This window comes from Janthinobacterium sp. SUN176, assembly GCF_030587335.1.
GTDB classification, from domain to species: domain Bacteria; phylum Pseudomonadota; class Gammaproteobacteria; order Burkholderiales; family Burkholderiaceae_D; genus Janthinobacterium; species Janthinobacterium kumbetense.
Genome location: NZ_JAPWIA010000001.1, coordinates 1,597,913 through 1,610,275, shown reverse-complemented (window position 1 = coordinate 1,610,275; position 12,363 = coordinate 1,597,913). Strand labels below are relative to the sequence as shown.

The window sequence follows — 12,363 nt, the reverse complement described above, 5'->3', positions numbered from 1 at the left end:
GCCTGCTGGTGCCGAAAGCATAATAAAAAGCACTGACAATTTCTGTCAGGAGCCCACGCAAAATGATGGCACGAGTTGCAACAGCCTGCGCTACAATCGCAGGCCCGTTACCGCGGGCATGACTCTGTTCCATGTACGCCTGTTGATTACCTCCTACTTGCCGCCGCCATGCTGATTCTGTTTTGCCGTGTCCTGTTCAGCATTGCTGGCCTGCTGCTGTTCTTCCTCTTCGATCAGTTAAGCGCGAACGAATGCCTGAAATTGAGCGTCTTGCTGGCGGCCTTCCTGCTGGGCGTAGGCGGCGTGCTGTATGCGTGGCGCGGCAATGCCAGCGCCAGCGCGATTACCGTGCTGGTGCGCGTCGTCGTGCCCGTGTTTTACCTCGATGTCGCCATCAAGGGCTTCTTGCGTGGCTATTTTGGCATGCGGCCGAATCCCAATGCGGTTTTACAGGCGATGTTTGCGACAGATCAAGCCGAGACAGGAGAGTTTTTCCTGCACAACAGCGTCGCCCTGGCGCAAGCGGCCGGCTGGTTCGTGCTCGTGACGGCGGCAGTGCTGCTGGCTGACCGCCAGTTGCAGCGCTGGCAGGCCGGGCGCGACAGTACGCCGCCGGGCTTGCCGCAAAAGGGCTTTGCCGTCTTCATGGCCGCATTGCTCGTGTCCTTGCACGTCAATACCACCATGCGGCGCGAAAATCCTGCCCTGTTCTGGCCGCTGCGCTACCAGCAATACAGCGCGCAACTGGCGGTGATGAAGTCCATGCAGCACGCGCTGACGGCGGCCATGGCCGCGCCGCGCGACTGGAACGTGCGCTATGCGGGCGAGGATGCCCGCACCGTCATCCTGGTGATCGGCGAGAGCACCAACCGCGCCTCGATGTCGCTGTATGGCTATCCGCGCGCCACCACGCCCCAGCTCGACGCTCTGCGGTCGAAACTGCTGGTATTTAACGATGTGATTTCGCCGGCCGCCAGCACGGTGGAATCGATGATGACGATGCTCACGCCGGCCGATATCGGCAACCCCGATGCGTGGATGGCCAAGCCGAACTTGCTGATGCTGGCCGAGGCGGCCGGCTACAAGACGTTCTGGGTGTCGAACCAGACGCGCAACGATGGCTGGATCGGGCTGCTGGCGGGCGAGGCCGATGAAAGCGACTTCATCAACTACGGCACCGGTCGTGGCGAAAACAATTTTGATGGCAACCTGTTCCAGCCATTCGCCCATGCGCTGCGCGACGAGGCGCCGAAAAAGCTCATCGTCGTGCATTTGCTGGGCGCGCATCCCAGTTATGACATGCGCTACCCCAGCCGCTTTGCGCACTTCGACCGGGCGCACGACGCCGTCAGCGCGCAGATGGAACACCAGGGCAGGTCAAGCTGGATACGCAGCCAGCGCGACGAGTACGACAACGCCATCCGCTATGGCGATTATGTGCTCGGTACGCTGATCGGCATGACGGAAAAGGCCAAGACGGACCGCGCCGCGTCGCTGCTGTTCGTTTCCGACCACGGGCAGGAAGTGGGCTACAGCCGCAATCACGCGGGCCATTCGGCCTCGGACAAGAGCGGCTATGAAATTCCCATGTTGATCTGGAATAACCGGCAGGCGCCGCAATCGGCGGCCGCGCGCGCCGCGCTGGAAAGCCGGCCCTACCAGACGGACAAGCTCGATGCGACCGTGCTGGGCTTGCTGAAGATCGAGACGCGCTATTACGCGGCGCAGGACGATATCCTCAGCAGCGCCTTCTTGCCCGTACAGCGCTTCATGAATGGCTTGCGCTACCAGCGCGCCGCTGGCCCGCTGACGCGGCAATGAAAAAGGCCCCGCGCCGCCGCAGTGTGCGGCGGGACCGGGCCTCGGGTCTTGCGGATACCTTGCGGATTACTTCTCGGCGAACGCGCGCTCGACAACGAAGTCGCCAGGCGTCGAGGTATTGCCTTCCTTGAAGCCACGCGCTTCCAGCATTTCTTTCAGGTCGCGCAGCATGTCCGAGCTGCCGCAGATCATGACGCGGTCTTCGGCAGGATTGAGTGCCGGCACGCCCAGATCTTCGGCCAGCTTGCCGTTTTCGATCAGTTCGGTGATGCGGCCCATGTTGCGGAAGTCTTCGCGCGTCACGGTCGGGTAGTAGCGCAGCTTGTCGCTGACCATTTCGCCCAGGAACTCATGCTTCGGCAGGTGCTCTTCCAGCAAATCGTGGTAAGCCAGTTCATCGACCTGGCGCACGCCGTGCACGAGGATCAATTCGTCGAAGCGCTCGTAGATGTCCGGATCGCGCACGATGCTGAGGAAAGGCGCCAGGCCGGTGCCCGTCGACAGCATGTACAGGCGCTTGCCTGGCAGCAGGTAGTCGGACACCAGGGTGCCCGTCGGCTTGCGGCCGACGATGACGGTGTCGCCCACTTGCAAGTGTTGCAGACGCGACGTCAACGGACCGCCCGGTACCTTGATGCTGAAAAATTCCAGGTGGTCTTCGTAATTGGCGCTGGCGATACTGTAGGCGCGCAGCAATGGCTTGCCGTCGACGCGCAGGCCGATCATGGTGAAGTGGCCATTCGAGAAACGCAGCGACGGGTCGCGCGTGGTGGTAAAGGAGAACAGGGTATCCGTCCAGTGGTGCACGCTTAAAACGCGCTCTTCATTCATCGAACTCATAGTATTTGTTGGCTGGTCAAAAAAATGGTTAGTTGCTGGCAACTGCTGGCAAAAGTGAAACCCTGTGTAGGCCCAGACGCTATTGTACCGGCCTCCACACGAAATTGTTACCGTCTATCGCCGCCAATGCTGCCGCACACGGTGCCAACATTATAGTGCGGCTGGCAAGATCGGGCTGGAATTCGCCCGTAAACGGGCTGCGGGCATGCGGACTCTTGACCTGGCTCAGTTTTTCAGGGCGCCGCGCCAGGGCTGCCGCCAGCGCACGCCGGCGCGGCCGTGGCGGCGCCCCGGAAGCGCCGGCGCAGGGCGGCATTGGCCGGGTCGGACACGTAGCGGGCCACGAGGGCGGCCGCCAGCGCCGTCGCTGCCAGGAACAGCGCCAGCCAAGGCAGCCGTTCCGCGTAGCCCAGGCCCGCCTTGTCGACCAGATTGCGCATGCCGGCCAGCACGATGATATGGAACAAATACAGCTCATAGCTGTGCCGTCCCAGCCATTGCAGCGGGCCGGGGAGGCCCCGGCCGGCCGCCTGGCCCGCCGTGGCGCCCGCGATGAAGGCGGCGCCGGCCACGGCGACCCACGTAAAACCGAACACCTCATGGCCGCCGATGCCGCGCACATACAGGGCCGCCAGGGCCAGGCCCGCCGTCCAGCGCAAGAATCGCCCGGCCCGCGCGCCCGGTTGCCAGTGTTGCGTCAGCAGGGCCGTCAGGCAACCGATGGCGATGGCGTCGAAACAGGCAAGGTAGCCGTACATGAAGTAAATCTCGTTGCCCACATGCAGGCTGCGGTACACGGGGCCGGCGACGATGGCGGCGCCGCACAGCAGCATGATCCAGTGCCGCTGGCGCAGCACGCGGCACGACAGGGGCAGCAGCAGATAGAACATTTCTTCAACGGATAGCGACCAGTACACGTTCAGGCAGTAATTGAAATAGCCGGCGCTTTGCATCAGCACGTTGTGCCAGAAGGTCAGGACGGAAGCGATGGCGATGACGAAGTAACTGGCGGGCAAGTCCTTGCCGCCATCGGAATTGGCAAAGAAGGGCACGTCGAGCACGCCCAGCAGTACGATGATAGACAGGGCCAGCAGCAGCGCGGGCAGCAGGCGCGCGATGCGGTAGGCATAAAACGCCGCCAGGTCGATGCGCGCCAGGTCGCCCCAGCGGCGCAGCGAGGTCGAGGTGATCAGGTAGCCGGAAATGACGAAAAACACGGTCACGCCGTAATTGCCCTGGTAGGCGGCGCGCAGCAGCCAGGATGGCAGGATTTCGAGCGGACTGTTCTTCAAACCATAGGCGAGCGCAAAGTGCAGCACCAGCACGCACAGGATGGCGGCGCCGCGCAGCGCGTCGATATGGCTGTTCCGGATATTCAATATGAGTCCTTCGCAAGATGGTTGGCGACGCAAGGGGCAATTATGTGACAGGTGTCGCTTGCCGGTCAATGATTTTGAAGATAAGGACGCGCGCTGCCGTAACGGAGCAGGGGGCGGGGAAGTCTTGCGTGTATGATATTGCCGAACAGAATTGTTGGGCATCTGTCATCTCGCGGGGGCGTTTTTTGGCCTTCCAGCCCCATGAATCTGCGTGCACGATTGCGTGTTGCCACGATGCCCGGCCCACAGCGAAAGGTAATAAAGATGTATAAAACAGTGCGCGACATGTTCCTGCATTTCAAGGAAGCCGTCCCATTCCGCCTCGTCCCCGCCCTGATTTGCACGGTCTTGCTGGTGAGCATGCTATTGCTGCCGGCGCCGGATGGCTTGACGCCCAAGGCCTGGGGCCTGGTGGCGATCTTCCTCACCACGATTTTGGCGATCATCCTGAAAGTCATGCCGATCGGCGTGATGGCGATGATGGCCATCGTCATCGTGTCCTTGTCGCAAGTGACGTCGACCTCGTCCAAGGGCGCCATCACGGATGCGCTCAGCAGTTTTTCGAATCCCCTGATCTGGCTGATCGTCGTGGCGATCCTGATTTCGCGCGGCTTGAAAAAGACGGGATTGGGCAGCCGCATCGGCCTGCTGTTCATCTCGCTGCTGGGCAAGCGCACCATGGGCATCGGCTATGGCCTGGCGATTTGCGAACTGGTGCTGGCACCGTTTACGCCAAGTAATACGGCGCGTGGCGGCGGCATCGTCCACCCCGTCATGAAGTCGATCGCCAACGCCTTCGATTCGGACCCGGCCAAGGGCACGGAAAAGAAAGTCGGCACCTATCTGGCCCTCGTCAACTATCACGCCAACCCGATCACGTCGGCCATGTTCCTGACGGCCACGGCGCCGAACCCGCTGGTGGTCGACTTCGTGGCCAAGGCCAGCGGCCAGGCTTTCCACCTGACGTGGACCACCTGGGCCCTGTGCATGCTGCTGCCGGGCCTGGTCTGCCTGCTGGCGATGCCGTTGATCATCTACTGGCTGTCGCCGCCGGAACTGAAAGCCACACCGGACGCCGTCACCTATGCCAAGGCGGAACTGAAAAGCATGGGCCCGCTGTCACCGTCGGAAAAAGTCATGCTGGGCACCTTTGCCTTGCTGCTCTTGCTGTGGGCCAACGTCCCAGCCATGCTGTTCGGTCCCGCGTTTTCGCTCGATGCGACGGTCGTCGCCTTTGTCGGCTTGTTCGTGCTGATCATTACCGGCACCATCGACTGGGATGACGTGCTGTCGGAAAAGAGCGCCTGGGACACCCTCGTGTGGTTTGGCGCGCTCGTCATGATGGCCGAGCAATTGAACAAGACGGGCGTGATCGCCTGGTTCTCGGCCGGCATGAAGGCGGCGATTATCGCCAGCGGCATGGACTGGCTGCCGATCGCCGGCGTCCTCGTGCTGGTGTTTGTCTTCTCGCATTACTTCTTCGCCAGCACGACGGCCCACATCAGCGCCATGCTGCTGGCCTTCCTGACGGTGGGCCTGCACCTGATCCCGGCCGAATACCACGTGCCGTTCATGCTGATGATGACGGCCGGCTCGGCCATCATGATGACACTGACCCACTATGCGACGGGTACGTCGCCCATCATCTTCGGCAGCGGCTTCGTGACGATGGGCAACTGGTGGCGCGTCGGCTTCATCATGTGCGTGGTGGAACTGCTGATCTTTGCCGTCGTGGGCACCACCTGGTGGAAAGTGCTCGGCTACTGGTAATGCAGGCTATCACCGCCGCTACAGCTGGCGCGCCAGGCTCTGCACCGTCGCCAGGCAGTGCTTGAGCTCGCCGCCCGCGGCGCGTTTCCACAGGACGGCCGCCTGCGACCACGCCTTTTGCGCCAGCAAGTCCTTGATTTCGCTCTGCAATTCGCCCGGCAAGCCGCCGAACTGGCGCAGTTCCAGTGTGCGGGGCTGGCCGTGGCGGCCCGCCGGGTCGTTTTCTTCCAGCGCATCATGCAGGCTGCCGTAACGGTGCGTGATGCCGGCGTCGTCCACGGCCGCCAGCGCCAGATCCGGCGTTTCCTCCAGATCGTAGCCGAGGTCGCGGCAAGGTTCGTCGATCAGCTGGGCGATGTTATAGATCGTCAATACCTGCGCGGAACGCACGACGTCCGTCAGGTCGTGCACGTCAACGCCGGCGTCCAGCAGGCGCTGCAGGGCAGGGGAGTTGATGAAGGGAAAGCCTGATTCTCCCAGTTCGCGCCAGCGTTCCAGCCATTGCGGCTGCGGCATGGACTCGTCGATGACGTCGGACCACAGGCCGCGCAGCAGCAACTGCTGCAGCAAGGGACCATATTTCTTGTGTTGAATATCATGCGCGAGGGCGTCTGCCTGCGCCGCATCGATGCCGCATTCCTGCAATCGCCCGGTGATCGTTGTCATTCTCCGCCGCCAGCCTTTCCATTTCATCTTGTCCAGGCGGCATCATATACGCAAGCGGGCGGTTCCCGCATGCACGCTTGATGAGTTGTTGCAGATCAAAGCCTGTTTTGCGGCCCTGCGCTAATATCCATTAAATGGGCGCAGTCAGCACAGTTGAATATCAAACCTGATATGCGGGTATTTCAAGCGGCACCAGGAATTTACCTGAGCCGCTTGAATAATGCTGGAAATTAATAAAGAACGATTAATTCTTCAGGCTGCAAAAGGAAGCATAGTGGTCTTGCGTGTAATAGCGCTCCACCAGCTTGCGTTTGCCCGCCGGAGTCTGCACTAGCAATACCGCGCGATGCGAACCTGCTCCGCCATCGCCGCCGATACCCAGATAATATTCATAATAAATCTCGTCCTTGCCGGCGGCAGGGAGACGCTTTTCATTATTATTGAACACGGTATTGCCCGGACCGCCCGCCACCGCGCTCGTTTTCGCGTTGCGGTATGCGTCGTATTCGCTATTTTGCGGGGTGGGCAGGGTTTTGCTCGGCTCCCTTTTGCCGCAATCGGGGATTTTCGCCGCATAGGCTTGGGAAGAGAACAGGGCGCCTGCCACGATAAGACCAAGCGACCAGGTTGTTGCGCGTTGAATTTTCATCGGTAAGCTTTCGTTGGTGCTGCGTTCAATGGATGGGCTATTGCGGATGCGGCCGGAATCCGGGCGGCCGGTGTCATCACTGCAATGCTGAATATAGTAGTATTTTTTTAAAAATTACTATTCAATTGTCACTCTTCGATAAATAACCATATATTTACTTCAGGGAAACTATATGGGAGACATTGCAGAAAATAAAAGCAGGACAAGGAATGGAAAGCAGCCGCGCCGCCATTTGCATTGACGTGACAATGTTTGAGTTTTTTTGATCGGCAATTCGTTATGCTTCGAAGAAGTTACTGGCAACAAGCAAGCCAGTCCAGGCGTCGCGTTTCCCCGATATTCTGTTGTTGGGTATATTCGAGCCGGAATAAAGGATGACTTCATTGATTTAAATCATTAACCTCTGATAGGAATCTGCATGAGCCATGACCACCTCGGTTGCGCCTGCTGCAACCTGCCACACCTGCCTACGCTGACAAGCGGCCTGTTGACGGGAACCGCACTCAGCGGTGAACTGGACGCGGCGTTCCAGCAGGCATATCCCCAGCACGCCCAGAAACTGACGCCGCAAGCGATGATTTTCCATAACGGTAACATTCATACCATGGCCGCGGATGGCAGCGACCAGGTGGCGGCGCTGGGTATCGCCGGCGGCACCATCATTGCCACCGGCACGCTGCACGAAGTGCGCCAGGCCATGCAGCCGCACCAGGCAAGCGAGGTGGACCTGGGCGGCCGCACCTTGCTGCCGGGCTTTGTCGAACCCCATATGCACATCCTGCCCAGCGCGCTGTACAAGAGCTGGCTGTCGCTCACGCCGTTCCTGAGCGCACCCCGGCAGCAGGAACTGGATCCGGAATACAGTTTCAAGAGCATCAGTTGGCGAATTAGCGCGGCGCTGGGGCAGCCGGACCAGCTGCCGAAAGACAAGAAAGGCAACCCTTGGGTGCTGGGCTTCGGCGTCGATCCTTCACTGATGCAGTCGTGGGAAGACATCACCGCCAGCGAGCTCGATACGCTGAGTAGTACGGTGCCCATCCTGCTGATGAACTCGTCCGGCCACCTGGCCTATCTCAATACCGCGGCACTGAAGGCGGCGAACATCGAGGACAGCCCTTCCGGCGTGCTGACCGAAATCAGGATCGCCAAGGCGCTGCTGGTTGCGCCGCTGCCCAAGCTGCCGGAGTTTATCGCTTGCCTGAAGCAGGTGCTGGACAACGCCTCGGCCATGGGCTTTACCAGCGTCTTCGACGCTGGCCTGGGCGCCACCGATGCGCCGCTGGTGGAAATCGGCTTGCTCAAGCTGGCGGCCCATCTCGGTCCCGTGCGCATCGGCGCGGCGCTGTTCACCAAACCCGACGAAAAGGCACTGGACAATTGGCTCGATCATTACAAGCCGGACCTGGACAATCACGGCGACCAGCGTTTCAGCATCAAGGCGATCAAGCTGATCGCTGACGGCTCCAACCAGGGCTTGACCGGTTACCAGAGCCAGCCCTATGCCTGCTCGCATGACCATTCGATACCTGAGGTGCCGCCCACCGGTTTGAGCAATTACCCCGACACGTCCGTGTTTTCCCGCATGCTGGACAAGGCAGTGGGGCGCGGCTGGCCCGTGCTGGTGCACGCCAACGGCGACAAGGCGGTGGAATATGTGCTGCACAGCTACGACAAGGTATTGACGCCACGGCCAGGCGGCATCAGCGAAGAGGAAGCGAAAAAGCGGCGCCAGCTGCGCCTGCGCGTCGAGCACGCCTCGCTGCTGAATGACGAGGCCATCACGAAAATGGCGACGCTGCAGCTGAACCCCAGTTTCCTCATCGGCCACGTCGGCTATTGGGGACACACCTTCCAGCAGACCATTTTTGGCCAGGAGCGGGCCCAGTTGCTGGACCGTTGCCACTCGGCATTGAATGCGGGCATGCACATCAGCTTGCACTCGGACCATTTCGTCTCGCCGCTGGGTCCCTTGCGCATGATGGAGCAGGCGGTGTTCCGCACCATGGAAGGTGCGCCAGGGAAAGAGGTGCTGAATCCGGACGAGCGCATCAGCCGCATGGCGGGATTGCGCGCCGTCACGCTCGATGCCGCCTGGCATTGCCACATGGATCATCTGGTGGGCTCGCTGGAAGCCGGCAAGCGGGCCGACCTGGTGATCCTGGCGCAAGACCCGCTGGACGAGAACGTGCGCAAGCTGCGCGACATCGTGGTGGAGGAAACCTGGCTGGCAGGGGTGCAAGTGCACAGCGCCGCCACATCCGCAGGGGCAGTGACGCGATAAGCAGCCGTAATGTAAAAGCCCCCGATAGCTGCAGGCAGCTACCGGGGGCTTTCAGTTACTGCAGGGCGTCACAGGGTCAGGCCAGCTTGTGCTTGCCTGCCGAGAAACGGTTCCAGCCATAGCCGGCGACGATGATGGCCAGGATGGCAGCCTGCGCCAGCAAGGTTTCCAGGGTCGGCAGGATGCCCAGCAAGTCGATACGCATGAAATCGACGGGGGTGACGCCGACCCAGCCCGCTTCCTGCAGCGCGGCCACGCCTTTGCCCATCAAAATCACGGCCAGCACGGCCACGAAGGCGGACGTCCACGAGAAGAATTTGCCGATCGGCATGCGGGCGCTCGTGCGCAGCAAGGCCCAGGCGATCACCACCAGCAGCACGATGGCCACGAGGAAGCCGCCCAGCAGGGCGCCGCCATTGCCGTCCGCCGCCAGGGCGGAATAGAACAGCACGGTTTCAAAGACTTCGCGGTAGACCGCGATGAAGGCCAGCGCGAACAGGCCCCAGGCAGAGCGCCGCGACATCGCCGCCGTGAGTTTTTCGTGCAGGTATTCCTGCCAGCGGCCGGCGCTGCTCTTCTGGTGCATCCACAAACCCACGCTGAGCAAGACCAGGGCCGCAAACACGGAACCGAGGCCTTCGCTCACTTCACGGCTGGCGCCGCTGATGGTCACCAGATACGTTGCCGCCACCCACGTCAGGCCGCCTGCCACCAGTGCGCTGGCCCAGCCCGCATGCACGTAGGGCAGCACATCGTTGCGCTTGGCCTTGCGCAGGAAGGCGATGATGCCGATCACGATCAGCAGCGCTTCCACGCCTTCGCGCAGCAGGATCGTCAGGGCGCCGACAAAGGTCGTCATCGGCTCGGCCTTGGCGTCGCCCAGCTCCGCTTCCACATGGGTAAACAATTGCTGCAGCTTTTCTCCCGCCGCCTCGGCCTCGGCCACCGTGCCCTTGGCCACGGCGGAACGGTACGCCAGCATGGCGTTTTCCACGGCCAGCAGCAAGGATTTGTTGCGCGCGCCGACCATCGGCTCGATCGGCTCGAAGCCGTCCAGGTAGGCGGACAGGCCCAGGCGCGTGGCGCCCGCGCGGTCGCCCGCATGCATGGCGGCCAGGCTTTCCGCCAGGCGCAGGCGGGACAGGGCCAGGCCGGCCGGCTTGTGCGCCTCGGCCTTGTCCGGGTGGTTGCGCAGGTAGGCCGTCAGCGCCTGCGCTTCGTCCGCGCCCAGCTTGGCGGCCACGGCTTCCTGTGTCAGCGTCGTCACGGCAGCCAGGTCCGCGTACAGCTTTTTGCTGCGCGGATCGTCCTGCCACAGCTTTTCGCCGCGCGCGCTTGCCGCCGCGTCGTGCGACATGCCGCCAATATAGAACGCCAGGTCCCAGCGCTCGTTGTCGGACAACTGGCCGAAACTGGCCATCGAGGTGCCGGCCACGCCTTGCGAAATGACCTGGTACAGCGCCATCAGGCTGCGCGACTGCGCCCGCTCGGCATCCGTGAAGGCGATCGGTTTCGGTTCCAGGCTGGCCGCCAGGGGGCCGTCGCCGCCGCCGGCCACGCCGTGGCAAGATGCGCACTGGGCCGCATACAGGGCCGCGCCGCGCGCCAGGTTGGGCAGCACTTTCGGCGCCACGGGAATCGGGTAGGCGGCAATCAGCAAGCCGTTCGCGTGGTGCGCCAGGCGCTTGACTTCCACGCCGTCCGCCTTGGCGACGACAGCCGCGCGCAGGTCGGCGATGGCGGCGGCAATGGCCGCCTGCGAGGCGTGGGCGGGCAGGGCGGCGATCTGCGTCGTCGCATTGTCCGTGAAATCGAGCATTTCCGCGTATTCCGCCTCGCTGACCACTTTGCCGTACTCGACGGCGCCGCTGTAATCGACGGCAACATAATCGATCAATTGCCACAACTGCTTGGCGCCGGCGCCCTGGTCGGCCACTTGCGCTTGCGCGCCGCCTGCCAGTAAGAGGCTGAGGCTGGCGGCCACGAGCGGATAGCACACGAGCCATTTCTTGATAGAGCTGAACATGATTCTCATTCTCATTTGTCGTTAACCCGGCGACTATAGGACAGACAGTGCGGGGTGTCAACGGCGCACGGGCGTGCGCGGGCGCAAACAGCGTCGTCCTGGTCAATATGCTTGACCCGGACAAGCCGAGAGGAGAATGAAACGAGGGGGGAAGGTTATTGCTTCGATGCCGCTTTCGCGTACAGGCCCCCGGCCAGTCCGTTGTCCGCATCGTCGACCTTCAGGCCGCCCTTGACGACGCGCAAGGCCAGCTTCTGGAAGGCCTGGCCCCGCAACCACTGGGGATCGGTGACGGCGAACGCGGCGATGCGTTCCTGCGCGCGCGCGGCCGGCACGGCCAGCCATTGATAGTCGGCCTTCGATCCCTGGCGGCGCAAGCCGGTGCGCACCCAGCGTTCCGACGCCGGCATGCGGACGATGGCGTCGCCGTTCGCCACGCTGACGGCCGTGGCCGTCTTGCCGCTTTGCGCTTCGAACTTCACTTCCACGCCGGGCATCGGCCCTACTTGGGGGTAGCCGACGATGGCCACCCACAGGCCTGCTTCTGCGGGTTTCTGGATGCGCATTTCCGCTTCCTCGAACACGCGAAACTGCGGCTCCTTGCCGCCGTTGCCCGCCTCCAGGGTCACCACGTCGCCGGCAACGCGCCACTCGCCGCTGGCTTGCTCGTCGGTATTGCCATAGCTGAGCATCCATTCGAAGGTGCCGTCCTTTTTCAGCAGCAGTTCGGAGCCCGTTTCCATGACGCCTTGCAGGTAATAGTGTCCGGGCAGCGTAGCCGGGGCCGAGTCTGCCGCACTGGCCGAAAACGACCAGGCGAGGGCGGCGCAGGCCAGCAGGCGGGAGAGGGATTTCTTCATCGGTGTATCCTCGGTGTGTCTTTTAGGAAATGCCATCATAGCAACATCAATCTCATTGCCGTCGCACGACA

The 12,363-nt window shown here is 62.1% G+C and carries 9 protein-coding genes; 3 read left to right on the top strand and 6 right to left on the bottom strand.

Annotated elements, in window-relative coordinates; all coding sequences use genetic code 11:
- Nucleotides 1-168 precede the first annotated feature (168 nt).
- On the top strand, nt 169-1,821 hold the full coding sequence (locus tag O3299_RS07220; RefSeq protein WP_305061918.1) for a phosphoethanolamine transferase: 1,653 nt from the start codon (nt 169-171) through the stop codon (nt 1,819-1,821).
- A 66-nt stretch (nt 1,822-1,887) separates the two neighbouring features.
- Here the strand turns inward: O3299_RS07220 and O3299_RS07215 are convergent, their stop codons facing one another.
- Both O3299_RS07215 and O3299_RS07210 read right to left on the bottom strand, forming a co-directional pair.
- Nucleotides 1,888-2,661 (bottom strand): ferredoxin--NADP reductase, encoded by a 774-nt coding sequence (locus O3299_RS07215; RefSeq protein ID WP_035818959.1) that lies wholly within the window; start codon nt 2,659-2,661, stop codon nt 1,888-1,890.
- Between the two features lie 233 nt (nt 2,662-2,894).
- Nucleotides 2,895-4,040, bottom strand: coding sequence for an acyltransferase (locus O3299_RS07210; RefSeq protein ID WP_305061917.1), 1,146 nt, complete (start codon nt 4,038-4,040; stop codon nt 2,895-2,897).
- Nucleotides 4,041-4,304: 264 nt separating this feature from the next.
- On the opposite strand from O3299_RS07210, the gene O3299_RS07205 reads away from it, so the two are divergent.
- Nucleotides 4,305-5,810, top strand: coding sequence for an anion permease (locus O3299_RS07205; protein WP_289897881.1), 1,506 nt, complete (start codon nt 4,305-4,307; stop codon nt 5,808-5,810).
- An 18-nt stretch (nt 5,811-5,828) separates the two neighbouring features.
- Here the strand turns inward: O3299_RS07205 and O3299_RS07200 are convergent, their stop codons facing one another.
- Together O3299_RS07200 and O3299_RS07195 are read right to left on the bottom strand one after the other, a co-directional pair.
- Nucleotides 5,829-6,476: a hypothetical protein gene (locus tag O3299_RS07200; protein WP_305061916.1), complete on the bottom strand. Its 648-nt coding sequence runs from the start codon at nt 6,474-6,476 to the stop codon at nt 5,829-5,831.
- 244 nt (nt 6,477-6,720) lie between these two features.
- Nucleotides 6,721-7,125 carry a ribonuclease domain-containing protein gene (locus O3299_RS07195; RefSeq protein WP_099667959.1) on the bottom strand — a complete coding sequence of 135 codons (405 nt, stop codon included), beginning with the start codon at nt 7,123-7,125 and terminating at the stop codon, nt 6,721-6,723.
- Nucleotides 7,126-7,543: 418 nt separating this feature from the next.
- Here O3299_RS07195 and O3299_RS07190 point away from each other — a divergent pair, with 418 nt between their 5' ends.
- Nucleotides 7,544-9,406 (top strand): amidohydrolase, encoded by a 1,863-nt coding sequence (locus tag O3299_RS07190; protein WP_305061915.1) that lies wholly within the window; start codon nt 7,544-7,546, stop codon nt 9,404-9,406.
- A gap of 76 nt (nt 9,407-9,482) precedes the next feature.
- Here O3299_RS07190 and O3299_RS07185 read toward each other — a convergent pair whose 3' ends face one another.
- Both O3299_RS07185 and O3299_RS07180 read right to left on the bottom strand, forming a co-directional pair.
- A complete protein-coding gene (locus O3299_RS07185; protein ID WP_305061914.1) occupies nt 9,483-11,432 on the bottom strand; it encodes a cytochrome c/FTR1 family iron permease in 1,950 nt (649 codons plus the stop codon).
- A 155-nt stretch (nt 11,433-11,587) separates the two neighbouring features.
- Nucleotides 11,588-12,292 carry a hypothetical protein gene (locus O3299_RS07180; RefSeq protein ID WP_305061913.1) on the bottom strand — a complete coding sequence of 235 codons (705 nt, stop codon included), beginning with the start codon at nt 12,290-12,292 and terminating at the stop codon, nt 11,588-11,590.
- Between the last annotated feature and the right edge of the window lie 71 nt (nt 12,293-12,363).